Here is a 23,933-nt window from a genome sequence, read left to right on the forward strand (position 1 = left end):
GCCGTTGTTTAAATGCCACCACGTTGCCACACACCCCCACCCAAAAATTCCCCGGGCCCCCCCCCGGTTTTGGGGCGCCCCCCCCCCCCCCCCCCCGGTGGGGGCGCCGGCGCCGAACTCGCCACCATGTAGGAGGACGACAGGGTCACCGTGCCCGGCTTCGAGGTAGCTGGTGGTGAGACCGTCGACGTCAATGGTCTTGCGGGTGAACGCACGGGCAGCCGTCACTGCGCCGCTCCCGACCGCCCGAACGTCAGCAACTGTGTGGCCAACATGTCGAGTTGGCTGCGCACCGGCCCGTCGGCCAATGCGCCCGACTCGTCCCAGATCTGGTCGGCGGAGTTGATCGCCACGCCCAGCGGGGTGGGCCAGGCCCGAAGCGCATGGCCGATGGAGCGCAACTGTCCCAGCGTGCCCACCGCCGCCTGCCAGCCATACGCGCAACTGATACACCCCCAGGGCGTGTTGTCCAGATAGACCCGCGGATCCTCCCGCAGGTCCTCGATGTAGTCCAGCGCGTTTTTCACCAGACCGGAGATGGCGCCGTGATAGCCGGGCGAGCCGACCACCACCGCGTCGGCGTCGCGCAGCGCGGAGACGAATTCGAGTGCGGCCGGCGTGCGCTCCAACGAATGCGGTGCATACATCGGCAGGTCGAGGTCGGGCCCGGCGAACATCCGGGTCCGACCACCTTGCCGCTGCACTGATTCCAGGCAGTACCGCACGGCCCGCTCGGTCGACGAATTCGCACGCAGGGTGCCGCCGAGCCCGACGACGAAGGGCACTTTGTCAGTTGACGTCATACTTCCTCATTTGATCGCAATGGGATTCACCGGCGAGCCCACTGCTCCGGTGACCCGCAGCGGCGGGGCGACGAGCTGGAACTCATACACCCCGTCGGCCGCACAGTCAGCCGCCAGGGCACCGAGATCCCAGTATTCGCCGAGCATCAGGCCCATGTCCCGCAGGCAGAGCATGTGCATCGGCAGGAATGTGCCCTCGACCCCGTTGCCCGGGTCGGGATCCTCGACCATCAGATTGTCGGCGGCCACGGCGGCCACCTGATGGTCGTGCAGCCACGACGCACAGTGCCAGTCCAGCCCGGACCCCGGCTCGGTGCCGTCCCCGCTCGTCAGAAACCTTGTCCACCAACCGGTATGCACCACCACGATGTCACCCGCGGTGATGTTCACCCCCTGCGCCTTCGCCACGTCGTCGAGCTCGCCCGGGGTGATCGGGTTGCCCGGTTCCAGGAACTGTTCGGCGCCGCGGTGACGGACCACATCCAGCAGCACGCCGCGGGAGGTGATGCCCTTGCCGTCCACCTTGTCGATGCCGCAGTGGAAGGCCCCGAAGCTGGTCACCGAATCGGCCGGGAAACCGTTGTAGAGCTTGTCCTCGTAATAGACGTGCGACAGCGCATCCCACTGCGTGGCGGCCTGCAGCGGCATCACGATCATGTCGTCGTTGAACCGAAACGGGTTGTCCACGAAGAACTCGCTGACCTGATGGGCCACCGAATTGCGCAGCCACTGCGGGCCGTACTGCGCCAACGTGTTGGCGTCCCCGCCGTCGACCGTCATCACATGCGTCGGGTTCTGCCGGAACTGGAACGCCCCCTGCGGCCCGGCCGAGCTGAAGTCACCGCCGAGCGCGAAGACCTTTCCCTGCTTGACCAGTGACGCCCCCTCGGCGACCTTGTCCGCGGTGATCAGGTTCAGCGTCCCGAGTTCGTCGTCGGAACCCCAGCGGCCCCAGTTGCGCACATCATCGGCGATCTTGCGGAAGTCGCTCATGGTCCCGGCCACGTTCAGCTCCTCTGCTCGGTGTCGACTACAGCATTGAACAGATCGGCCTGCCGTTGGGCCAGAATGCCGCCATCGGCCCAGATCACCTGCCCGGTCACGTAACTGGCTGCCGCGCTGCCCAAAAAGACCAGCAGCGACGCCTGCTCGGCCGCTTCGGAATTACGGCCGAGCGGGGTGGTGAAGGAATCGAGGTACTGCTGTCCATAGGCCGAACGCAACTGGTCGAGAATCGGCGTATCGGTCACTCCGGGCGCGGTGCAGTTGATCCGGATTCCCCGCGCACCGAGTGCGCTGACGCGGCTCATCCCGTAGAGGATCATCGCCTCCTTGGACAACCGGTAGCCACCGTCGGCGAGCGCCTCGGGATGCTCGGCACACCACTGCAACCCCTCCTCGACCGACGCCGTCTTCACCAGGCCCGCTGTGACGGCGAGGTTGTCGCGGTAGCCCGAGGCCGCCAGCGAGGAGACCGAGGTGATCGATCCGCCGGAGACGATGCGGTCTTCGACGGCCACGGTGAATTGCCGGGTGCCCAGGAAGTTGATCCGCACGACCAGCAGCGGATCGCCGATACCCGAGGACACCCCGGCCACGTTGAACAGTGCGTCCACCGGTCCGTCGACGGCACCGGCGGCGCGGTCGACGGAATCCGGATCGGCCAGGTCCAATTCGATGAACGTATCGGGCAGGCGATCGGGAGCCCGGAGGTCCAGACCGGTCACCCGGGCGCCGAGCTGACCCAGGGCACGGGTGACCTCGGCGCCGATGCCCGACCCGCAGCCGGTGACCACAACGTGTTTACCGTCGTAGCGCACCAGCTCGCTCAGCAGGGCCACGTCAGCCGGCAGATTCTCGGGACGCCTTCTCCGCCTGTGCCGCTTTGACCCGGCCTTCGTTGATCTCGGCCATCGCCTCGGGGATCTCACCGGCGGTGAACTTGTCGCGGCCGGTGGGCAGGCCACCGAAGGCGTAGGTCTCGTCGAACAGCGGAGCATCGGACGGACGGCGCCGGGATTCGACCTTCTCGATCACCGGCTCCAACCGCTTGGCCTTGTCCGCCACCGCTTTTGCATCCCGCTCGATGAACTCGGGCAGGACCTCTTTGCCCATGATCTCGATGGACTCCATCGTGCCCTCGTGGCTGCGCGGGTTGAGCAGCAAGATGATCTCGTCGACCCCACTGGCCTCATAGGCGCGCAGGAACTCGCGCACGGTGTCGGGCGAGCCGATGGCGCCGCGGCCGGGACCGTAGGCCAGTGTCGGATCCTCCTTGACGGCCTCCAGGTACCGCTCCCACACCTTGGTGCGGCCGGGGGTGTGCATCCCGGTCAGGTAGTAGTGCATGATCCCGAACGAGAAGAAGCCGCCGCCCTTGCCCAGGCGCTTCAGCGCCTCGTCGTCGGACTTGGCCACCATCATCGACAGGTCACCACCGATGGCCAGGATGTTGGGATTGATCGCCGGGGTGACGGGGGCGCCCTGCTCTTCGAATTCCTTGTAGTAGCCCTCGACCCGCTCCTTGAGCGCTTCGGGCCCGGTGTAGGCGAAGCTCAAGGCACCGATCGCCTTCTGCGCAGCCATCTGCACCGACGACGGACGGGTGCAGGCCACCCAGACCGGCGGGTGCGGCTTCTGCAGCGGCTTGGGGATCACATTGCGGGCCGGCATCTCGACATGCTCACCCTTGAAACCCGTGAACGGCGCCTCGGTCATACAGCGGATCGAAACCTCAAGGGCTTCTTCCCACATCGTGCGCTTGTCGGCCGGGTCGATGTCGAAGCCCCCCAGCTCGGCCACCGAGGAGCCCTCCCCCGTGCCGAATTCGACGCGCCCGTTGGACAGATGGTCCAGGGTGGCGACCCGCTCGGCGATGCGGGCGGGGTGGTTGATCGGCGGCGGCAGGTGCATGACACCGAAACCGAGGCGAATGTCCTTGGTGCGCTGGCTGGCCGCGGCCAGGAACATCTCCGGCGCAGTCGAGTGGCAGTACTCCTCGAGGAAGTGATGCTCGGTGAGCCAGACGGTGGAGAATCCGGCCTTGTCGGCAGCCTCCACCTCGGTCAGGCCGTGCTGGAACAGCTGATGTTCGTCGTCCTCCGACCACGGCCGGGGCAGCGGGAACTCGTAGAACAGCGAAATCTTCATCGGTTTCCTCCTGAGGGGTTGCTGACGGTGTCCTGGACGTGTTGGGTGTCGGCGGTCTGACCGGCGATGTGGCGGGCTGCCACGTACCCGAATGTCATGGCCGGGCCGATCGTGGCCCCGGCACCGGCATAGCTGCGGCCCAGCACCGCTGCCGAGACGTTGCCCACCGCATAGAGCCCACTGATCACGGTTTCGTCGGCGCGCAGTACCCGGGCCTGCTCATCGGTGCGCAGGCCGCCTGACGTACCGAGATCGCCGAGAATGATCTGGAACGCGTAGTACGGCGGCTTGCCGAGCGGACGCAGGTTGGGATTCGGCAAAGTCGGGTCGCCGTAATAGTTGTCGTACGCACTGTCGCCGCGGTTGAAGTCGTCATCGTGGCCGGCGTGCGCCAACTGGTTGAACCGTTCGGCCGTGGACTGCAGATTCTGCGCCGGTACGCCGATCTTTCCGGCCAGCTCCTCCCAGCTGTGCGCCTCGACCACGACACCGGAATCCAGCCAGGCCGCAGGCACTTTGCGGCCGGTGGGGACCGGCGCGAACGGAATCTTCGGGATGGGCAGGTGCCCGGCCACCACGTAGCGGTGGAACGAGTCGATGTCGGTGATCAGCCAGCACGGGATGTGAGTGGTGCCCGATTGCTGACCTTCGATCATGGCGTGCGCAAAATCCATGTACGGGGCGGCCTCGTTGATGAACCGCTTACCGTCCCCGTTGACCACGAACTGTGAGGGCATCATGCGCTCGTTGAGCATGAACTGCAGCCGGCCGTCGGGCCAGCAGATCGCCGGGAACCACCACGCCTCGTCGAGCAATTCGGTGGCACCGCCGGCCTTTTCGCCGGCTCGGATACCGTCACCGGTGGCCGCCGGGTTGCCGAAACTCCAGTCCTTCTCCAGCACCGGCAGGTGCTCCTTGCGCCATGCCATGTCATGGTCGAAGCCGCCGGAGGCCAGGATCACACCGCCGGTGGCCCGGACTCTGACCGGACGCCCGCCCTTTTCGACGACCGCGCCGATCACTGCCCCGTCGGGATCGGTGATCAGAGAGGTCATCGGGGCATCCAGCCACAGCGGGATGTCATGTTGCTTGAGCGCCAGCCGCATCCGGGCCGCCAGGGACTGGCCGATGGCCGCCATCCGGTCACCGAACACCCGGGCCCGCACCATCCGCCAGATCAGTTTCAGCAGCACTGCCTTGCCGCGCCAGTTCTGCCTGACCTGGTAAAAGAGCCGAAGGTCCTTGGGCGCGAACCAGATGCCCTTGGGCGCCAAGGCCAGCGGGGCGAGCAGTTCCTGTTCGTGCTCGCCGAGCTTGCGCAGGTCGATGGCCGGGACATTGATCGTGCTGCCTTGCGGGGAACCACCGGGCAGTTCGGGATAGTAGTCGGCATAGCCGGGCTTCCAGACGAACTCGAACCAATCGCTGTTGCGCTCGAGAAAGTCCATCATCTCCGGAGCGGCCTCGACGTACTTGCGTAACCGAGCGTCGCTGACGGTGCCCTCGGTGATCTGCTTGAGGTAGTCGAACACCCCGTCCGGGGACGGCACATAACCGGCCCGACGCTGCGACGGTGCCCCGGGCACCCAGATCCCACCGCCCGACAGGGCGGTGGAACCCCCGAAGTGAGAGGACTTTTCGACCACGAGCGTATCGAGCCCCGCCGCGTCGGCGGTCAGCGCGGCGGTCATCCCGCCGCCTCCGGAACCGACGACGAGCACGTCGACCGTTACGTCAAACGTCTTGGTGTCTGAGGTCATCCTGCGTTTCCTACCGCCGTCCTGATTGCGAATCCTGCGATCAATTCCGGTGCCGCCCGGTAGAAGTGGTTTCCGGTCCGGTACGGCCCGTTGGCTGCGAGTGCCGCGAAGGCGGCCACCCAGGTCCGGATTTCGTGGGCCGAATTGCCCCCTTCGCCGGCGATGAAGCTGTTGGACCAGCCATCCAGGTCGGTCAACCGGCCTTCGTCGAAGATCTCCAGCAGCCCCTGGTCCCACTCGGGGTTCAGCGGCCGCAACGAACTCTCGCCGTGGGCGAAGTCGCGTGCAGCCTGGCTCACCGCGGTCTGGCGGGCCATCCGTTGCTCGCTGGTCATCGGGACGCCGTGCACGATGCGGTCCAGCGCGGCCGGCGGCGCCGTGGCTAACGTCGGCACCGGTGGATCGTGCGACAGGCCACCGGAACCCAGTACCAATACCCGTTTGTCGAGCGTGGCCAGATAGGCGCCGACGGCTGCGCCGAGCGCGCGGGATCGCGACAGCGGACCGAGTGGGGTGGCCACCGAGTTGATGAAGATCGGCACGATCGGGCGCGCGGTCGCCGCGCCGAACAGTTCCTGCAACGGCTGCACGGTGCCGTGGTCGACATCCATGCTCGTCGAGATCGCGATGTCGACCCCGCTCTCCCACACCGCCTCAGCGCATTGCTGGGCGATGTCACCGGCGACGTCGAGCGCGCCTTCATATGTCCCGTAATCGCCGACCCCGGTCGCGGCGGTGCCGATGCAGAACGGCGGCATCAGCCGGTAGAAGAACCCGTTGTAGTGATCGGGCGAGAAGGTGACCACCAGCTCGGGGTCATAGTCGGCAACAAACTTGCGAGCACTGGCGACCGCTGCTGCGATCTCATCGAGGAGGTCAGCCGACGGTCCCGGAAGATTCAGCAGTGGGCTGTGGGACATACAGCACAGGGCTACTGGCACCGTTCACTCCTCCCTCCACGTGCAGAACGTCGAACAGCGCGGCACTGAGTTCAGGGGCGCGCTGGGCGATGTCGGCCCCGGCGATGCACCGGTCCGGCCGCAGCACCAGTACCGATTCGGTGTGCACGTCGAACCAGGATTTGAGCGCGCCCGTGCGGTCGCCGACGATGACCACGTCCTCGCTGTCGGGGTCGTGTCCGGTCCAGAACAACTGGGTCTGCGGGCGGGCGGCGATGAACCTCGCGCCCAACGCTTTCCACCGCTGGAACGTCTCCTCACCCAGTAGCGCGCGGGGATTGTTGTTCCAGCACAGCACCGCGAAGTTCAGCCCGATCACGTCGTCGAGCAACACATCGGACTGCTCACGGGTATCCACCCGCGGCTGGATGAACAACGTACCCGCGGGCGAGGCCGCCGTCGGCGGTGTCGGGTGGTAGACCGCACCCTGGTCGTACCGCGGCATGGGCTTGAACCGCATCTCCAGCACATATCGCTTGAGCGCCGGCACCACCGAGGCACCGCGAATGAGCTTGTCGCGCAATACCGCGATTCTGCGGTTGGTCGGCGAGATGACCCGACCCACCAAAGTGGACAGATCGATCATCGCCCGGGCGTGCTTGCGCCGCTCGGTGTCGTAGCTGTCGAGCAGGGCGTCACCGGCCTGGCCGTTGATCACGGCAGCCAGCTTCCAGCCGAGATTGGCCGCATCCCGGATTCCGCTGTTGTAACCCTGGCCCTGCCACACCGGCATCAGGTGCGCCGCGTCACCGGCCAGGAGGAACCGGCCCCTGCGGAAGTTGCCGGCGATGCGGGAATGGTGGGTATAGACCCGGCGGCGGATGACGTCCACCTTGTCCGGATAGGGCACGAACGGAGCCAACAGACGAGCGACGAATGCGGGATCTTCGGCCTGCTCGTCGGTTTCGTCAGCATGGATCATGAACTCGAACCGCCGTATTCCGTGCGCGATCGAGATGGAGGCGTACGGCCGGTCGGGATCGGCACCGACCTCGCTGTTGGGATGACCGAGCGGGTCGTTGGCCAGATCGACGACCACCCAGCGGGTGGCCGAGGTGGTGCCGTCGAACGACACCCCCATGATGCGGCGGGTGGCACTGCGGCCGCCGTCGCACCCGACGACGTACCGGGCCTGCACCGCAGGCACGTCCGGACCGAACTCGACCCTCACGCCGTCGACGGTCTCGGCGGCCGACTCCATCCGCCGTCCCCACGCCACCTGCACATGCTCGAACCGGTCCAGGCCGACCAGCAGTTGCGCGTCGACCAGCGGTTGGACGAACCCGTTGCGCTTGGGCCAGCCGAATCGCGCGTCCGGAGGCGCCATCTCCGCCAGCAGCCGGCGATTGCCGTCGTAGAACCGCAGGATCTGGTTGGGCACGGTGTGCGGCAGGATGGCCTCCACCAATCCGATGGACTGGAAGGTACGCAGCGACTCGTCGTCGAGACCGACCCCGCGCGGGTAGTCGATCAGGGAGTCACGCTCCTCCACCACCAGAGTCCGAACACCTTGAATGCCAAGGATGTTGGCCAGGGTCAGCCCGACCGGACCGGCCCCGACGATGAGGACGTCGACCTGTTGGTCGGTCACGAGACGCGCCCCAGCAGGAAGTCCAGATGCAACCGGTTGAACGTCTCGGGATCCTCGTACTGCGGCCAGTGCCCGCAATCGGGCATCACCTCGAACCGGGCACCCGGGATCATCGAAGCGATGCGGCGGCCCTCACTGACGTCGGCGGTCGGATCGTCACTGGTCCACAACACCAGGGTGGGCGCAGTGATCGAGCCGTATTCCTTCTCCCCCAGCAGGTTCCGGGCCCGGATCTCCGGGTCCTGCAGCGCCATGATGTCGCTCATCGCGGCGACGAAGCCGGGCTGGCGGTACACAGCCTGCCGACTGGCCACGATGTCGTCGTAATCCTTTGTCTTGTCGGCCATCAACCATTTGATGCGGGCCTGCACGGTGTCCCACGTCGGGTTCTCCGCAGCCGCCATCGACAGCGTGATGATCCGTTTCATCACCTCGGGGTCGGCCTGTGAACCACCGGCGGTGTTGAGCACCAACTTTTCGACACGGTCGGGATGATCGGCGGCGGCCCGCGCGGCCACCCACCCTCCCAACGACTCGCCCGAGATGTGGGCGCTCTGCGCACCGATCGTGTCGAGAAAACCGATCAGGTGATCGACGTAGTGCGCCACCTCCAACGGGTGTCCGGGCTTGTCGGTGTAACCGTGTCCGAGCATGTCGATCGACCACGTCGAGAAGTGCTCGGCATGCGATTCCAGGTTGCGCACATACGCCTCGGCATGACCGCCCGACCCGTGCAGTAGAACCAGCACAGGCAGTTTCGAGTCGCCGGCATGCAGATAACGGGTCCGAACGCCACCCACATCGAGGTAGCCCTGCGAGAACGCCACGCCCTGCAGATCGCTCCAGACGCTCTCGTGCTCGGTGGCCGAAACGGAACCGGATGCCGGCCCGGCGGCAGTGCTGGTCATGATCCCCTCTCCGGAGGTTGCGAGAATGATGTTCTCCGAATTTGTAAGCACTTTGCTCATATAGCGCACATCGACGTGCATTATTATCAGAGCATCACTCTCGCGGTTCTATCTGTCAAGGAGGGGCGCGATGCCGGCCAAGGCAAGCCAGCCGCAGGACCCATCGAAGACCGACGGCACCCCCACCGGGGCGCCGGGTTCGCAGACGTTGGCGCGCGGCCTGAGCGCGCTGGCGGCCATCGCCGCGGCGCCGACCGGGCTCACCGTGCAGCAGGTCGCCGACCACGTCGGGGCCCACCGAACGATCGCCTACCGGTTGCTCGCCACGCTGAGCCAATTTCGTTACGTGACAAAGGGCGAGGATGGCCGCTACCGGCCGGGCGCCGGGTTGGCCGCGCTCGGCTCGTCTTTCGACAACAACATGCGCCAACTCAGCGTCCCGACCCTGCGCGCGCTCGCCGACGAGCTCGGCAGCACGGTGTCGCTGCTGGTGGCCGAGGGTGACCAGCAGGTCGCCGTCGCGGTCATCGTCCCGACCCAGGTGTTCTACCAACTGTCCTTCCACGAGGGCAGCCGCCACCCCCTCGACCGCGGCGCGGCCGGCGTGGCGTTGCTGGCGAGCATGCCGCCGCGGCCCGGCGAACGGGAACTGGTCCACCAGACCCGTGAACAGGGCTGGGTGATCACCCACGGCGAGATCGAACCGAACACCTACGGCTTGGCGGTACCGGTGCGGCGGCGTCCGCCGTCGCCGCCCACCTGCATCAACCTCATCTCCCACCGTGAAGACGTCGTGCGCAGCGGCAAGGACGCAGTGGTCCGCGCCGCAAAAGAACTATCGGCGATCCTGTACTGAAAGGGCTTGAACCAATGATTGATTGGGACGACCAGGTCGACGTGGCGGTACTGGGCAGCGGTGGCGCCGGCCTCACCGCCGCGTTGACCGCTTCGGTCAACGGCGCATCCGTCGCGATCTACGAGAAGGCGCCCACCGTCGGCGGCACCACCGCAGTGTCCGGCGGCATCGTGTGGATCCCGGCCCACGACCGCAGTGCCGACGGGCCGCTGCCCGTATCGGACGCCGTGGAGTATCTGCAAGCCCAATCGCTGGGCTACATGGATGCCGACCTGGTGGACACCTTCGTGCGCAGCGGTCCGGTGATGCTCGACTTCGTCGAGGAACACAGTGAACTGCGCTTTGCCGTCGCCGAGGGCTTTCCCGACTACAAACCCGAACTGCCCGGGGGGCGGCCCGGTGGTGGTCGCTCACTGAGCGCCGGGCCGGTGGACCAGGCCAAGCTGGGGGTCTGGAAAGACCGGATCACCTCGTTCCCAGCGGATTTCAGCAACGTCGGGATCGACGCGGAGACCCGCGCCCGCATCCACGCCGTCTACGACGACCCCGATGCCGACCTCTGCGTGGCCGGTACCGCACTGATCGCCGGTCTGCTGCGCGGCCTGCTCGACCGAGGCGTACAACCGGTCACCGAGTCTCGGGCGGTCGAGCTGATCGGTGACGCCACCGGTATCACCGGGGTACGCCTGTCGGTCGACGGTGCCGACGTCCGGGTTCGCGCCCGCAGCGGCGTCGTACTGGCCACCGGCGGCTTCGAATGGGACGCCACCCTGGTGGAGGCCTATCTGCGCGGTCCCATGCGCGGCGCGGTGTCTCCGCCGAACAACACCGGTGACGGGTTGCGGATGGCCATGGCACACGGCGCCGACCTGGCGAACATGGGTGAAGCGTGGTGGGTGCCGATCGTGCAGATCCCCGGCGACACCATCGACGGGCACCCCCGCAGCCGCAGCGTGCGGCTGGAACGAACCCGGCCGCGCAGCGTCATCGTCAACCGGGCCGGCAAGCGGTTCCTCAACGAGGCAGGCGAATACAACTCCATGGCCGGCGCCTTCCAGTACCTCGACCCCAAACTCGGCTATGCCAACGACCCGGCCTGGATCGTGTTCGACTCCGTGCACCTGCAGCGCTACGGCTTCCTCGGTGTGGAACCCGGTGGCGCGGTACCGGACTGGTTCTGCGAATCGGCCTCACTCGCCGAGCTCGGCGCGAAAACCGGTATCGACCCCGATGGCCTGGCCGCCACGCTGCAGCGCTGGAACGACAATGTCTCACGCGAGGTGGACCCCGACTTCGGGCGCGGATCCAGCGCCTATGACGGCTACTGGGGCGACAATTCGGCTACCACACCGGCCGGCCAGACGCTCGGCCCGCTCGACACCGCACCGTACTACGCGGTGCCGGTCAAGGTCGGCGCCATGGGTACCAAGGGCGGACCGCGCACCGACCGGGATGGCCGCGTGCTGCACGTCAACGGCGAGCCGATACCGGGCCTGTTCGCCGCGGGCAACGCCATGGGCGGGGTGACCGGCAAGGCCTACGGCGGCGCCGGCGGCACCCTGGGGCCGGCGATGGTCTTCGGCTACCGCAGCGGATACACCGCGGCGACCGGCAAGTCGGTCGGCTGAGCCGCCGGTCAGTCGGCGAACAACTGCTCGGCAGCGGTGTAGGGGTCGGTGCTGCCGTCCGCCACGGCCGCGGCCAACCGATCCAACTCAGAGTGGTTGCGCAACAAGGTCTGTGCCAGCGACAAGATCTGGGTGCGGGCCCTCGCGGTGCGTCGCTGCCCGGTGTCCGCGCGGTGATGCGCGTCGATGGCCTCGACCAGCTCGGTCAAGCCCTCACCTTGTGCCGCAACGAGTTTGAGCACCGGTACCGTAGCCTCGGCCCGCAAGTCGCGGACGGTCTGATCGGCGCCGTCTCGGTCGGCCTTGTTGACCACCACCAGATCGGCGACCTCCAGCAACCCTGCCTTGGCGGCCTGCACCGCGTCACCGGCACCGGGGTTGAGGATCACCACCGTCGGGTCGGCGATCGCGGCGATCTCGATCTCCGACTGCCCCACACCCACCGTCTCCAGTACGATCAGGTCATAGGACAGCGCAGCCAGCAGGCGGATCGCCGCGGGCACGGCCGCGGCCAGACCACCGAGATGTCCGCGGGTGGCCACCGACCGGATCAGCACGTCAGGGTCGTTGATGTGGGCGGCCATCCGGATCCGATCGCCCAGCAGGGCGCCGCCGCTGTACGGCGAGGACGGATCCACGGCGAGCACCGCGACCCGCAGACCGCGCTCGCGATAGGCCCCGACGAGCGCCCCGACCGTCGTCGACTTGCCGGCCCCTGGCGGTCCGGTGACGCCGATGACACGCGGAGCAGCCGAGCCCAGCACCGCGAGAACCTCGTCGCGACGGTCGCTTTCGACCAGGCTCAGCAATCTCCCGACGGCGCGTTGGGACCCGCCGCGCGCGGCGGTGATGAGCTCTTCGATGTTGTGTTTCGGCATCACGGTCGACACTACGACGAAGGCACCTCGATGACCGTCGCCGAGCCCATGCCGCCCCCGGCGCACATAGCGGCCACGCCGATACCGCCACCGCGCCGGCGCAGTTCGTGGACCATGGTGGCCAGCATCCGCGCACCGGTGGCCGCCACCGGATGGCCGAGGGAACACCCGCTACCGCTGACGTTGACGATCTCGGGGTCGATGTCGAGCAGTTTGACGGTGGCCACGCACATCGAGGCGAACGCCTCGTTGATCTCGAAGAGATCGACATCCGACAGCGAAAGCCCGGCCCGGCCAAGCGCTTTCGTGATCGCTTCGACGGGCGCCAGACCGGTGGAGGCGGGGTCGACACCGACCGAGGCCCAGGATCTGATGGTGGCCAGGGCCGGCAGGCCCAGCTCGTCGCTGGCGATGGTCAGCAGTGCGGCGGCGTCGTTCGCGCCACATGCATTGCCCGCGGTGATCGAGAATCCCTCGATCTCGGGGTGCAGCGGCTTGAGCGCGGCCAGTTTCTCCAAGGTGGTGTCACGGCGGGGGTGCTCATCGGTGTCGAACAGGCCATGGGGAGTCTCGATCGCGACGATCTCCTCTTTGAACCGGCCTTCGTCGATCGCCGCGAGGGCCTTCCGGTGTGAACCCAACGCCCACTCGTCCATCTCTGCACGGCTCACCCCGGCCTTGACCGCCGCGTTCCAGCCGACCGTGATCGACATGTCCATGTTCGGTGCATCCGGCCGGTCCGGGTGCGTGGGCGGGAACCAGTTCACCCACTCGGCATCCTTGGCGCTGCTCGCGGCACGGACAAAGCGCGGTGAGGTAGACGCTGAGTTCACCCCACCGGCCAGGACCAACTGGTCCATTCCGGCCCGGATACCGGCGGCCGCACTCTGCACGGAAGCCTGCCCCGCAGCGCAGTGCCGGTTGTTGGCCAGGCCCGGCACCGTGGTCAACCCCGCGGTGATGGCCGCATGGCGGGCGATGACGCCACCGCCATAAAGCCCCTCACCCAGGATGAGGTCGTCGATCGTGTCGGTGAACTCGGCGGGGATGGTGTCCAGCGCCGCCCGCACCACGTGATCGGCCAGCGCGTAGGCGTCCGTATCGCGCAGCGTGCCCTTCTTGGCGGTGCCGATGGGAGTACGTAATGCGGACACGATGACGGCTTCGGGCATTGATCTGGCTCCCTGGTTTGCACGATATGAGAATGTTATTCTCTCAGCCAGAGAGTCCGTGTTGCAAGAAGGGGAGCAATATGCAGATCGCCGGTAGTTCCGCGCTCGTCGTCGGCGGAGCGGGTGGCCTGGGTGAAGCAACCGTCCGTCGCCTCCAGGCCGCAGGCGCGAAGGTCGTCGTCGCGGATCTCGCCGACGAGAAGGGCGCGGCCCTGGAGAAGGAGCTCGGCGTGCGGTACGTGAGCACCGACGCCACCTCCGAGGAATCCGTGCTCGCCGCCATCGCCGAGGCTGAAGCCCTTGGCCCCCTGAGGATCTCGGTGGACACCCACGGTGGGCCCGCCAGCGGTGGCCGGTTGGTCGGCAAGGACGGATCCCCGCTGGAACTCGACGGTTTCAAGAAGACGATCGAGTTCTACTTGACCGCCGTGTTCAACGTCATGCGGTTGTCGGCCGCGGCGATCGCCAAATCCGAGCCGCTGGAGGAAGGCGGTCGTGGCGTCATCGTGAACACGGCCTCGATCGCCGGTTACGAGGGCCAGATCGGCCAGCTGCCCTACTCCGCCGCCAAAGGTGGCGTACTCGGCATGACGCTGGTGGCCGCACGCGATCTGTCGCCGCTGGGTATCCGGGTGTGCACCATCGCCCCCGGCACGATCAACACCCCCGCCTACGGCAAGGCCGCCGATCAACTGGAGCAGTACTGGGGTCCGCAGGTGCCGTTCCCCAAGCGCATGGGCCGCTCGACCGAGTACGCGCAGCTGGCACAGAGCATCATCGAGAACGACTACCTCAACGGTGAGATCATCCGCCTCGACGGGGCGTTGCGCTTCCCGCCGAAGTAATAGTCTGTCGCGATGAACCTGGCCGGAAAGGTTGCCTTCGTGGCGGGCGCCAGCCGCGGCATCGGCGCCACCATCGCCGCGGCGCTGGCCGCCGAAGGTGCTGCCGTGGCCGTGGCCGCCCGTTCCGAACAACCCGGAAAGTTGCCCGGCACCATCGGATCGGTGGCCGCGGCGATCAATGATTCGGGCGGTCGCGCGCTGCCGGTCAGCTGCGACGTCACCGACGAACAATCGGTGAACAAGGCTGTTGCCACGGCGGTTTCGGAGTTCGGCGGCATCGACATCCTGGTGGCCAATGCCGGCGTGCTGTGGCTGGGACCGATCGAGAACACACCACTCAAGCGCTGGCAATTGTGCCTCGACGTCAACCTGACCGGGGTGTTCCTGGTGACCAAGGCCGTCATCCCCGAGGTACGCAAACGCGGCGGCGGCTCGCTCATCGCGATCACCACCACCGGCGTCGACATGATCGAACACGGCGCGAACGCCTACTGGGTGTCCAAGTCCGCCGCCGAACGTCTCTACCTGGGCCTGGCCGCGGATCTGCGCGGTGACAACATCGCGGTCAACTGCCTGAGCCCGTCACGCGTCGTGCTGACCGAAGGCTGGCAGGCCGGCGGCAACGGTTTGCAGATCCCGTCGGAGATGGTCGAGCCGCCCGAAGCGATGGGGCTGGCCGCAGTACGCCTGGCCGGTCAAGATGCCGGCGGCGTCACGGGTACCGTCCAGCGCTCCGAGGCCCTCACCTTCTGACGCCGAGCAGACGCAAAACTGCCCATTTCCCAGCGGAAATGGGCAGTTTTGTGTCTGCTCGCGGTGGAAAGGGGATCAGTTCTTGGCGATCAGGCCATCGACGATCCGGTTGAAGTCAGCCGTGCCGAACGACACGTACTCGGCGAGGTTGGCGTAATCCAGTGACGCCATCACCTGCTGCTCGAGCTGGATGTTCATCAACCGCTTGGTGGCCTCGACCGCCTGCTTGGGCAGGTCGATCAGTTTCTTGGCGCAGGCGATCGCCTCGGAGAGCGGGTCTTCGACGACGTGGTTGGCCAGACCGAGCTCCAGCGCCCGTTGCGCTTTGATCCGCACGCCGGTCAGCGCGAATTCCTTGGCCTGCAACAAACTGATCTGCGAACCCCACACCAGCGGACCGCCGTCGGCGGCCACCAGGCCGATCTGCACGTGCGGATCGGCGAAGTGCGCAGTCTCGGCCATGTAGACGACGTCGGACAGCGCGGCCAGGCTGCAGCCCAGCCCGACCGCCGGACCGTTGACCGCCGCGATCACCGGGATGCGGCAGCGCACCATGCCGATGACGAGGTCCCGACCGTGCTTGATCGTCTTCTGCCGCAACGCTTCGTCGCGCCGCAGCTCGTCGAGGTAGTTGAAGTCGCCACCGGCCGAGAACGCCCGCCCGGCACCGGTGATCACCGCGGCCCGCGCGTCAGCGTCCTCGTTGAGCTCCTCCCAGATCTTCGCGAGCCCGACATGCAGGTTGTCGTTGACCGCGTTGAGCGCGTCCGGGCGGTTCAGCGTGATGATGCGCAGGGCACCGTCGGCCTGCACGTCGATTTCGTCTGGCATTCCGTACATGTGGTCAGACCCCCAGTCCGAGGATTCGAGAAGCGATGATGTTTTTCTGGATCTGCGACGTGCCGCCCATGACGCTCTGCGCCCGGCTGTACAGATAGGCCTCCAGCAGCTCGGGGTCCGTCGTCCCCGTCACCGAAAGCGCAGCGTGCCCGACGGACTGCTCGACCCAGGTCATCAGCAGCTTGTCCAGCGAACCATTCGGGCCGTGGGTGATGCCGTCGAGCTGTTCGGACAACCGTCGGCGCACGTGTAGCCGCAACATCTCGGCTTGTACCCCGGCCCACGCCAGGTCCTCCGGCGCCTTGGCATCACCGACGCGGGACGCCATCTCGCGCACCAGCTTTCCGTAACGGGCCGAGTACCCCAGCGTCGACGGTTCCCGCTCATGGCTGACCACGGTCATGGCGAGTCGCCACCCGTCGCCCGGCTCACCGACCATGTTCGAGGCCGGCACGACGGCGCCGTCGAAGGCCACCTGACCGAACTCGGTCGTCACACCGTTGATCATCTGCAGCGGCCGCTGTTCGATGGTGTCCTGGTGCATCGACACGATGAACGCCGAAATGCCTTTGTGCTTGGCCACATCCTTGTCGGTGCGAGCCAGCACCAGACACCAGTCCGCCACATCGGAGTAGCTGGTCCAGATCTTGTGCCCGGTGATGATGTAGTTGTCGCCGTCGCGGACAGCGGTTGTGGTCAACGACGCCAGATCCGAGCCCGCGCCCGGCTCCGAAAAGCCCTGGCACCAGCGCTCGGTGCCGTTGATCATCCCCGGCAGGAACCGCTGCTGCAGTTCCTTGCTGCCGTGGTGACCCAGGCCGACGACCAGGTAGCCGAGGCTCGGACGCGGTGGGGCGCCGGCCCGGGCCAACTCCTCGTCGACGATGACGTCATAGACCGGTGGCAGGTCCTGGCCGCCGAACTCCTTGGGCCACGAGGTACCGAAAAACCCTGCGGCATAGAGGGCTTGATGCCACTCCCCCATCCGGGTCCAGTAATCGTCGCCGGAGGCCTTGAAGGACGCGACGTTGTCGGTCAGCCAGGACCGCAGCCGGTCCCGGAAGGCAGCTTCCTCGGTTGAGTCACGAAAGTCCAAGATCGGTAACCTCCAAGTCCTCCAGCTTCACGGACCACAGTTCAGTAGCGGTCAGCACCCGGCGCAGGTATACGTGCGCCAGGCATTCCCAGGTGTTGCCGATACCGCCGTGTACCTGGATCGCGGTCTCGCACACCGTGCGCGCGGCTCGAGCGCAGTAGACCTTCGCGATCTTGCCGGCCCGCACGGCTTCCTCGGCCGGCAGCTCGTCAACGGCCCACGCCGCGTGGCGCAGCACGCTGATCGACCCCTCTATCAACGCGAGCCCCTCGGCCAGCAGGTGCGCGATGGCCTGATACGAGCCGATCGTCGAGCCGTACTGCTCACGGACTTTCGCGTAGTCGACAGCCAGCGCATGGGCGCCGCGGGCGGCCCCGACCAGATCGGCGCTGGTGGCGGCCAACGCCAAAGCCTGCCAGCGCAAAGCATCGTCGGCCGACAGTTCGGCGAGTCCGGCCGGCGACTCGACCACGCCCACCGTGCTACGGGTCAGATCGACGCCGGCAGTGGCGGCTTCGACCGCGCCGGACTGCCCCGAGCCAACCGTCACCTCACGACCGAGCCGCTGGGCCAGATCGTCGGCGAGCACCGGCCCGAGGAACGGCACGTCAACCAACCCGCGGGCGAACTCCTCGGCGATGATCGCCACTTCCACGCCAGAGGCCCCGTCGGACCGCAAGGTGCGCCATTCTGTTGCGGCGACCGTGCTTTCCAGCCGGGAGATCCGGCCCTCATCCGACAATTCCCCGACCGCATCCGGTCCGAGGTCGTCGGCCAGTTTCGCTGCGGCCTCTCGCAGCTGCTGCTGTTCAGACGTCAGACGAACGTCCATGCCGCTCCTTCAGCACTCGTCGCAATACCTTTCCGGAAGGTAACCGCGGTATCTCGGTTACGAACTCCACGCGGCTGGGCCGCTTGTACGAGGCCAGCCGCTCACCGACCAGATCGATGAGTTCTTCGGCCGACACGGCAGAACTGGTCGACACGGCGGCCACCACGGCCTCGCCGTCAGCCGCATCGGGAACGCCGAACACGGCGCAGTCGTCGACCGAAGGATGCCCGTGCAGCACGGCTTCGACTTCGGCGGGCGCGACCTGGAAACCGCGCACCTTGACCATCTCCTTGGAGCGGTCGGTGATGTGCAGATAGCCGTCGCCATCGAGGTAGCCGATGTCGCCGGTGCGGTACCAGCCGTCGCAGACGGCCCCCGCGGTCGCGTCCTTCGGTAGATACCCGGCCATCACCGAATCCGACCGCACCTGAATCTCACCGTTCTCGCCGATACGGACGCACACGCCCCGCACGGGGGTGCCGACGGTGTCGATCCGCGTGTCATCCAGCGGATTACAGGCGATCACCGGAAGCTCGGTGGTGCCGTATGCGGTCAGCCAGCGCACCCCGGCCCGCGCGGTGACGGTCTCGGCGACACTGCGGGTCACCGGCGTGGCACACCACATCACGTAACGCAGCGAGGACAGGTCGTGGTTCTCCAGCTGGGGGTGTCCAGCCAGCGCCAAAGCGATTGGCGCCACGGCCATTTCGATCGTGATCCGGTCGGATTCGATGTGCCGCAGCATGGTCTCGACGTCGAAGCGGCGGTGTAGCCGCATCCACGCGCCGGTGTCGAGCACCATGGCGATGTTGAGCAATCCGAGAATGTGCGACGGCGGCGTCATGATCTGCATCCGGTCGTCGCGGGTGAAGCCCAGGGCGTCGCGCCAATGGTCGATGGCCGCGGCGAAGCCACGATGGGTATGCCGGACCGCCTTCGGCAGGCCGGTGGTACCCGAGCTGAAGACGAACAACGCGTCGGAGTCCGGATCAGGTGCGTCGAACTGCCGGAGACCCGGGGTGATCGGCTCGTCCAGGTGCAGCATCGGCATGTGCGACGCCAGCACCTCGTGGTCGCCCACCGCGTGAGCGGGTTGCGTGAGGGCCAGGACATGGCCCACCTCGGCGCCCTTCCAAGCCGGGCTGATCAGCACGGCCGTCGCCCCCAGGCCCCAGATCGCCCGCAACGCCACGACGAACTCCGGACGGTTGGACGACATGATCGCGACCCGATCGCCGGCGCGCACCCCTCGTTCTTCCAGCGCGGTCGCCATCCCGCTGGTCAGCGCGTCGAGATCGGCCAATGTGTACTCGCGGTCGTCGAACGCGAGCACGGCGCCGGTATCGGTGACAGTCACCGAATTCGACCCCGCTGGCACATCGCACCGACCTTTCCGTGAAGACTGCCAAGTGAGTCCCGGCGAGCGCCTCGGCCGGGTTGAGAGGATACTATCATTTATGGAGAATGGTATTCTCGCTAAGTCAGAATGATAGTGCACAGGGGAGTCACATGACCGCAGAACCGATGGCCGGCAGCAACGCGGACGGCAAGGTCACCATCGTGTTCGACCGCGAGCAGTTGTCCGTGCCACGGAGGCCGGGCGAAACCCTGCTGGAGAGCGCGCGCCGAGCCGGTATGACACCACCGTTCTCGTGCGAGGCCGGCAACTGCGGCACCTGCATGGCCAAGCTCCTGGAGGGCACCGCCACCATGCGGGTCAACGACGCTCTCGATGACGACGAGGTGGCCGACGGCTATGTCCTGACCTGCCAGGCCGTCCCGGACTGCGACGCGGTGACGGTTTCCTACGACGAGGATTGAGCCGGGGACTGAACCGTCGGCCCGTATTCGTCGAACTCCGGCGCGGGCCGGTAGTCGGGCGTGTATCCGGCGACGTGTACCGGCGACCCCACCAGGCGGAAATCTCCCGCAATCGCCAGCATTTCCGGTGTTGCCTCCAGGGCCTGCGGCAGCGTCCGCACCGCAGCCGTCGGGATACCCAGTGGCTTGAGCCGCGACTCCCAGCCGGCGGCGGTATCGGTGGCCAACGCCGCCGTCACCACGTCGAGGACCTCGTCGCGACGCGCGGCCCGTTCGGCCATGGTCTTGAAACCCTCGATCCCGGCTTCTCCGGCGAACGACTTCCAGAACCCGTCGTGGGTGATGAACAGCGCAAGGTAACCGTCGGCAGTCGGGAACAATTGAGCGGGAACGTAATACGAGTGCGCACCGAACGGGTGACGACGTGGCTCGGCACCGTCATTGAGGTAAGCCGACGCCCGGTAGTTCAGCTGCGAGAGCATGACATCGCGCAACGAGACATCCACCTGGCCACCCTCGCCCGAGACGATCATCGCCAACAAGCCCAGCGCGGCGGTCAATCCGGTCGAGTTGTCCGCCGACGAGTAGCCCGGCAGCGTGGGCGGACCGTCCGGATCTCCGGTCATCGCCGCCACTCCCGTGGCCGCCTGGATGACGTAGTCGAAGGCCGGGTCATCTCCCCCGTCCAGGCCGAAACCGGTCATCGCGACACAGACCAGCTTGGGGTTGAAACGACTCAGATGCTCGTAGGTGAGGCCGAGGCGGCGGATCACCGATGGCTTCATGTTCACCAGCAACGCATGCGAATCCGCCACCAACTCATGCAGTCTCGCCTGCCCGGCCTCCGAGGCCAGGTCCAGGCAGATGCTGCGCTTGCCCCGGTTGAGGCTGGCGAAGTAGCTGTCACTGACCTGACGGGAGATCTCCCCGCCGGGCGGCTCGACCTTGATCACCTCAGCGCCGAGATCGGCCAGCATCATGGTGGCATAGGGCCCGGCCAGCATGACGCCGACCTCGACGATGCGGATTCCCGCCAAAGGGCCGTTCGAAGTCACCTGACTGCCTTGGCGAGCTCGGCGATCACCTCACGGGTCCGGTACTTCGACGCAATCAGCTCGTCGCGGGTGTCCCCGATCGGCAGCAACCGCACCGACAGATCGGTCACCCCGGCGTCGGCGAACTGCTTGAACCGCTTGAGGATTGATTCCTCGTCGCCCGCGGCGAGCAGATCGCCGACGTTGCGGGCCTCGCCCCGGTCCAGCAATCGCTGGTAGTTGGGCGAGGTCTCGGCCTCGGCGAGCACACGGTTGGCCCGGTCCTTGGCTTCGTCGATCTCGGAGTTGGCGCACAGCGTGACCGGGATGCCGGCAACGATCCGCGGAGCGGGCTTACCCGCGTCGGCGGCGGCCTTGTTGATCTTCGGGGCGATGTGCTCGCCGATCGCCTTCTCATCAGCCATCCACAGCGAGGTGCCGTCGGCGTGCTCGCCGGCGATCTGCAACATCACCGGGCCGAGCGCCGACACCAGCACCGGCATCGGAGTGTCGGCGCCCAACACCGTCGGGTTGTGCACGGTGAACGAATCGTTCTCCACGTCAACATCTCCGGGCCCGGAGATGGCCGCGTTCAGCACCTCGAGGTAGTCCCGGGTGTAGGCAGCCGGCTTGTCATAGGGCAGGCCCAGCATGTCCTGCACGATCCAGTGATGGCTCGGCCCGACACCCAGGACCAGCCGCCCGCCCGAGATGGCGTGCACCGACAGCGCTTGGCGTGCCAGCGCGATCGGGTGTTGTGCCTGCAACGGCACCACCGCGGTGCCGAGTTCGATCCGCGACGTGTTCGACGCCATCAACGCCACCATGGTGAGCAAGTCGAAGTCGTTGGGCACCTGCGGCATCCACGCACTGTCCAGTCCGGCCGACTCGGCCCACTGGATGTCGGAGACCAGCTTGGAGACCTTACGGGCCATGTCGCCCCGCTCGGCCCCGATCATCACGCCCAGTCTCATGCGTTGGCCGCCTTTTCCGTCAGTGCGCGAACGTCGGTCACCAAGGTGTCGAGCGACGTACCCGTCGGGAACACCGCTGCCGCACCGGCATCCAGCAGCTTCTGCACGTCGGACTGTGGAATGGTGCCGCCGACGACGACGGCGATGTCACCGGCATCGGCGGCCCGCAACGCCTCGACGGTGCGCGCCGTCAGCGCGACGTGCGCACCCGAGAGGATCGACAGTCCGACCAGGGCCACGTCTTCCTGCAATGCGATCGACACGATGTCCTCGATACGCTGGCGGATGCCGGTGTAGATGACCTCGAATCCGGCGTCACGCAGGGTGCGCGCGACGATCTTGGCGCCGCGGTCATGACCGTCCAGGCCCGGCTTTGCGACAAGTACGCGGGTGGCCATCTCAAAGCCCTCGCTTCTTCGCGCAAGCGCTCATCAGAACACCACCGGCTGCTGGAACTCGCCCCACACCGACTTCAACGTCGACACCATTTCTCCCACTGTGCAATACGCATTGGCGCAGTCGATCAACCGGTGCATGAGGTTGTCTGCCCCCGGTCCACTGCCTTCGGCTCCTCTGGCCAATGCAGCCAATGTCTCTTTGACCGCCACGTCGTCACGCTCGGCCTTGACCTTCGACAGTCGCTTGAGCTGCAGATCGCGCCCCTCGGCGTCGAGTTCGTACGTCGCGATGTCCGGTGCGGGCTCGTCGACGACGAACTTGTTCACCCCGACCACGGGCCGGACCCCGGACTCGGTCTCCCGATGGATCTTGAACGCCTCGTCGGCGATCAGGCCCTGCAGGTAGCCGTCCTCGATGCACCGGACCATGCCGCCGTGTTTCTCCAGGTCGTCCATGATCTCGATGATCTTGGCCTCGGTGGCATCGGTGAGCGCCTCGACGAAGTACGACCCGCCGAGCGGATCGGCCACCTTCGTCACGCCGGTCTCGTAGGCCAGGATCTGCTGGGTACGCAGGGCCAGCGTGGCCGACTCCTCGGACGGCAGTGCGAACGGCTCGTCCCAGGCTGCGGTGAACATCGACTGCACCCCGCCGAGGACGGCAGCCATGGCCTCGTACGCGACGCGCACCAGATTGTTCTGCGCCTGGGGCGCGTACAGCGACGCGCCGCCGGCCACACAGCCGAACCGGAACATCGAGGCCTTGTCGGTGGTGGCGCCGTAGCGCTCCCGCACGATCGTGGCCCAGCGACGACGGCCGGCCCGATACTTGGCGATCTCCTCGAAGAAGTCGCCGTGGGTGTAGAAGAAGAACGAGATCTGCGGGGCGAACTTGTCGATCGTCATTCGCCCACGCTCGACAACGGTGTCGCAGTAGGTGACGCCGTCAGCGAGCGTGAACGACATCTCCTGGATGGCGTTGGCGCCGGCGTCGCGGAAGTGCGCGCCGGCCACCGAGATCGCGTTGAACCGCGGCACCTCGGCGGCGCAGAACTCGATGGTGTCGGCGATCAGGCGCAGCGACGGCTCGGGCGGCCAGATCCACGTGCCGCGGGACGCGTACTCCTTGAGGATGTCGTTCTGGATCGTGCCGGTGAGCTTCTCGCGCGGCACGCCCTTCTTCTCCGCGGCCGCGACATAGAACGCCAGCAGGATGGCCGCGGTGCCGTTGATGGTGAAGCTGGTGCTGATCTTGTCCAGCGGGATGCCGTCGAACAGGATCTCGGCGTCGGCCAGGGTGTCGACGGCGACGCCGACGCGACCGACCTCTTCGCCGTACTCCTCGTCATCGGAGTCGTAGCCGCACTGGGTGGGCAGGTCCAGCGCCACCGACAGGCCCGTGCCGCCCTGATCGAGCAGATAGCGGTACCGGCGGTTGGATTCCTCAGCGGTACCGAAACCCGAGTACTGCCGGAACGTCCAGGTCTTCCCGCGGTAGCCGGAGGCGAAATTGCCGCGGGTGAAGGGATACGTCCCGGGCGCCGGCGGCTCGACCGCACGGTCACTCGGGCCGTAGACCGGTTCCAGCGGGATGCCGGACGGAGTCTCTACCGGAGGGACAGGTTGCTCGCTCAT

General features: G+C 66.8%; 23 protein-coding genes and 1 pseudogene. 5 read left to right on the top strand and 19 right to left on the bottom strand.

What is annotated here, in order from left to right; all coding sequences use genetic code 11:
- The 9 genes and pseudogenes from A5740_RS29075 to A5740_RS12095 form a co-directional block, all read right to left on the bottom strand.
- Positions 1-228, bottom strand: a pseudogene (locus tag A5740_RS29075) (alpha/beta hydrolase); the annotation flags it as partial.
- Positions 225-803, bottom strand: coding sequence for an NADPH-dependent FMN reductase (locus A5740_RS12060; protein ID WP_076194332.1), 579 nt, complete (start codon positions 801-803; stop codon positions 225-227). The gene A5740_RS12060 and the pseudogene A5740_RS29075, both read right to left, overlap by 4 nt.
- Before the next feature lie 6 nt (positions 804-809).
- Positions 810-1,796: a cyclase family protein gene (locus A5740_RS12065; protein WP_139335089.1), complete on the bottom strand. Its 987-nt coding sequence runs from the start codon at positions 1,794-1,796 to the stop codon at positions 810-812.
- Positions 1,797-1,810: 14 nt separating this feature from the next.
- Complete coding sequence (locus A5740_RS12070) at positions 1,811-2,644, bottom strand: coniferyl-alcohol dehydrogenase (protein ID WP_076194335.1); 834 nt, start codon at positions 2,642-2,644, stop codon at positions 1,811-1,813.
- 1 nt (position 2,645) lies between these two features.
- Positions 2,646-3,953: an LLM class flavin-dependent oxidoreductase gene (locus tag A5740_RS12075; protein ID WP_076194337.1), complete on the bottom strand. Its 1,308-nt coding sequence runs from the start codon at positions 3,951-3,953 to the stop codon at positions 2,646-2,648.
- Entirely contained in the window at positions 3,950-5,713 is a 1,764-nt protein-coding gene (locus tag A5740_RS12080) for an FAD-binding protein (protein ID WP_076194339.1), read from the bottom strand. Before A5740_RS12080 ends, A5740_RS12075 begins: the two co-directional genes overlap by 4 nt.
- Positions 5,710-6,633, bottom strand: a complete 924-nt coding sequence (locus tag A5740_RS12085) for a 3-carboxyethylcatechol 2,3-dioxygenase (RefSeq protein WP_254849159.1) — start codon at positions 6,631-6,633, stop codon at positions 5,710-5,712. Before A5740_RS12085 ends, A5740_RS12080 begins: the two co-directional genes overlap by 4 nt.
- A complete protein-coding gene (locus A5740_RS12090) occupies positions 6,590-8,263 on the bottom strand; it encodes a bifunctional 3-(3-hydroxy-phenyl)propionate/3-hydroxycinnamic acid hydroxylase (protein WP_076194342.1) in 1,674 nt (557 codons plus the stop codon). The genes A5740_RS12085 and A5740_RS12090 overlap by 44 nt, the downstream gene beginning before the upstream one ends.
- Complete coding sequence (locus A5740_RS12095; protein WP_076194344.1) at positions 8,260-9,171, bottom strand: alpha/beta fold hydrolase; 912 nt, start codon at positions 9,169-9,171, stop codon at positions 8,260-8,262. The genes A5740_RS12090 and A5740_RS12095 overlap by 4 nt, the downstream gene beginning before the upstream one ends.
- A 130-nt stretch (positions 9,172-9,301) precedes the next feature.
- Here A5740_RS12095 and A5740_RS12100 point away from each other — a divergent pair, with 130 nt between their 5' ends.
- Together A5740_RS12100 and A5740_RS12105 are read left to right on the top strand one after the other, a co-directional pair.
- Positions 9,302-10,027, top strand: coding sequence for an IclR family transcriptional regulator (locus A5740_RS12100; RefSeq protein WP_076194346.1), 726 nt, complete (start codon positions 9,302-9,304; stop codon positions 10,025-10,027).
- Between the two features lie 14 nt (positions 10,028-10,041).
- Positions 10,042-11,655, top strand: coding sequence for an FAD-dependent oxidoreductase (locus tag A5740_RS12105; RefSeq protein ID WP_076194347.1), 1,614 nt, complete (start codon positions 10,042-10,044; stop codon positions 11,653-11,655).
- An 8-nt stretch (positions 11,656-11,663) separates the two neighbouring features.
- On the opposite strand, the gene meaB is transcribed toward A5740_RS12105, so the two are convergent.
- Together meaB and A5740_RS12115 are read right to left on the bottom strand one after the other, a co-directional pair.
- Positions 11,664-12,533 carry a methylmalonyl Co-A mutase-associated GTPase MeaB gene (gene meaB / locus A5740_RS12110; protein ID WP_076194421.1) on the bottom strand — a complete coding sequence of 290 codons (870 nt, stop codon included), beginning with the start codon at positions 12,531-12,533 and terminating at the stop codon, positions 11,664-11,666.
- An 11-nt stretch (positions 12,534-12,544) separates the two neighbouring features.
- The gene (locus A5740_RS12115; RefSeq protein ID WP_076194349.1) at positions 12,545-13,705 is read right to left on the bottom strand and encodes a thiolase family protein; all 1,161 of its coding nucleotides are present in this window, start codon (positions 13,703-13,705) and stop codon (positions 12,545-12,547) included.
- A gap of 80 nt (positions 13,706-13,785) precedes the next feature.
- Here A5740_RS12115 and A5740_RS12120 point away from each other — a divergent pair, with 80 nt between their 5' ends.
- Together A5740_RS12120 and A5740_RS12125 are read left to right on the top strand one after the other, a co-directional pair.
- Positions 13,786-14,550, top strand: a complete 765-nt coding sequence (locus A5740_RS12120; RefSeq protein ID WP_076194351.1) for an SDR family NAD(P)-dependent oxidoreductase — start codon at positions 13,786-13,788, stop codon at positions 14,548-14,550.
- Positions 14,551-14,562: 12 nt separating this feature from the next.
- Positions 14,563-15,303, top strand: a complete 741-nt coding sequence (locus tag A5740_RS12125) for an SDR family NAD(P)-dependent oxidoreductase (RefSeq protein WP_076194352.1) — start codon at positions 14,563-14,565, stop codon at positions 15,301-15,303.
- 75 nt (positions 15,304-15,378) lie between these two features.
- Here A5740_RS12125 and A5740_RS12130 read toward each other — a convergent pair whose 3' ends face one another.
- Genes A5740_RS12130 through A5740_RS12145 form a run of 4 tightly spaced genes read right to left on the bottom strand, consistent with a single transcriptional unit; the run spans position 15,379 to position 19,344 of the window.
- A complete protein-coding gene (locus tag A5740_RS12130) occupies positions 15,379-16,143 on the bottom strand; it encodes an enoyl-CoA hydratase/isomerase family protein (RefSeq protein WP_076194354.1) in 765 nt (254 codons plus the stop codon).
- Between the two features lie 4 nt (positions 16,144-16,147).
- The gene (locus A5740_RS12135; protein ID WP_076194356.1) at positions 16,148-17,239 is read right to left on the bottom strand and encodes an acyl-CoA dehydrogenase family protein; all 1,092 of its coding nucleotides are present in this window, start codon (positions 17,237-17,239) and stop codon (positions 16,148-16,150) included.
- Positions 17,226-18,071 (bottom strand): acyl-CoA dehydrogenase family protein, encoded by an 846-nt coding sequence (locus A5740_RS12140; protein ID WP_076194358.1) that lies wholly within the window; start codon positions 18,069-18,071, stop codon positions 17,226-17,228. The genes A5740_RS12135 and A5740_RS12140 overlap by 14 nt, the downstream gene beginning before the upstream one ends.
- Positions 18,049-19,344, bottom strand: a complete 1,296-nt coding sequence (locus A5740_RS12145; RefSeq protein WP_371454749.1) for a class I adenylate-forming enzyme family protein — start codon at positions 19,342-19,344, stop codon at positions 18,049-18,051. Before A5740_RS12145 ends, A5740_RS12140 begins: the two co-directional genes overlap by 23 nt.
- Before the next feature lie 236 nt (positions 19,345-19,580).
- On the opposite strand from A5740_RS12145, the gene A5740_RS12150 reads away from it, so the two are divergent.
- The gene (locus A5740_RS12150) at positions 19,581-19,892 is read left to right on the top strand and encodes a 2Fe-2S iron-sulfur cluster-binding protein (protein ID WP_076194361.1); all 312 of its coding nucleotides are present in this window, start codon (positions 19,581-19,583) and stop codon (positions 19,890-19,892) included.
- Here A5740_RS12150 and A5740_RS12155 read toward each other — a convergent pair.
- The 4 genes from A5740_RS12155 to A5740_RS12170 are packed head-to-tail and all read right to left on the bottom strand — an operon-like array spanning position 19,877 to position 23,933.
- Complete coding sequence (locus A5740_RS12155) at positions 19,877-20,947, bottom strand: CaiB/BaiF CoA-transferase family protein (RefSeq protein WP_076194363.1); 1,071 nt, start codon at positions 20,945-20,947, stop codon at positions 19,877-19,879. The two genes, A5740_RS12150 and A5740_RS12155, sit on opposite strands and share 16 nt — an antisense overlap.
- A complete protein-coding gene (locus A5740_RS12160) occupies positions 20,944-21,900 on the bottom strand; it encodes an LLM class F420-dependent oxidoreductase (protein WP_076194364.1) in 957 nt (318 codons plus the stop codon). The genes A5740_RS12155 and A5740_RS12160 overlap by 4 nt, the downstream gene beginning before the upstream one ends.
- Positions 21,897-22,298, bottom strand: coding sequence for a cobalamin B12-binding domain-containing protein (locus A5740_RS12165; RefSeq protein ID WP_076194366.1), 402 nt, complete (start codon positions 22,296-22,298; stop codon positions 21,897-21,899). The genes A5740_RS12160 and A5740_RS12165 overlap by 4 nt, the downstream gene beginning before the upstream one ends.
- 33 nt (positions 22,299-22,331) lie before the next feature.
- Positions 22,332-23,933 (bottom strand): methylmalonyl-CoA mutase family protein, encoded by a 1,602-nt coding sequence (locus tag A5740_RS12170; protein WP_076194368.1) that lies wholly within the window; start codon positions 23,931-23,933, stop codon positions 22,332-22,334.

The organism is Mycobacterium sp. GA-1841, assembly GCF_001954135.1.
Classification (GTDB): domain Bacteria; phylum Actinomycetota; class Actinomycetes; order Mycobacteriales; family Mycobacteriaceae; genus Mycobacterium.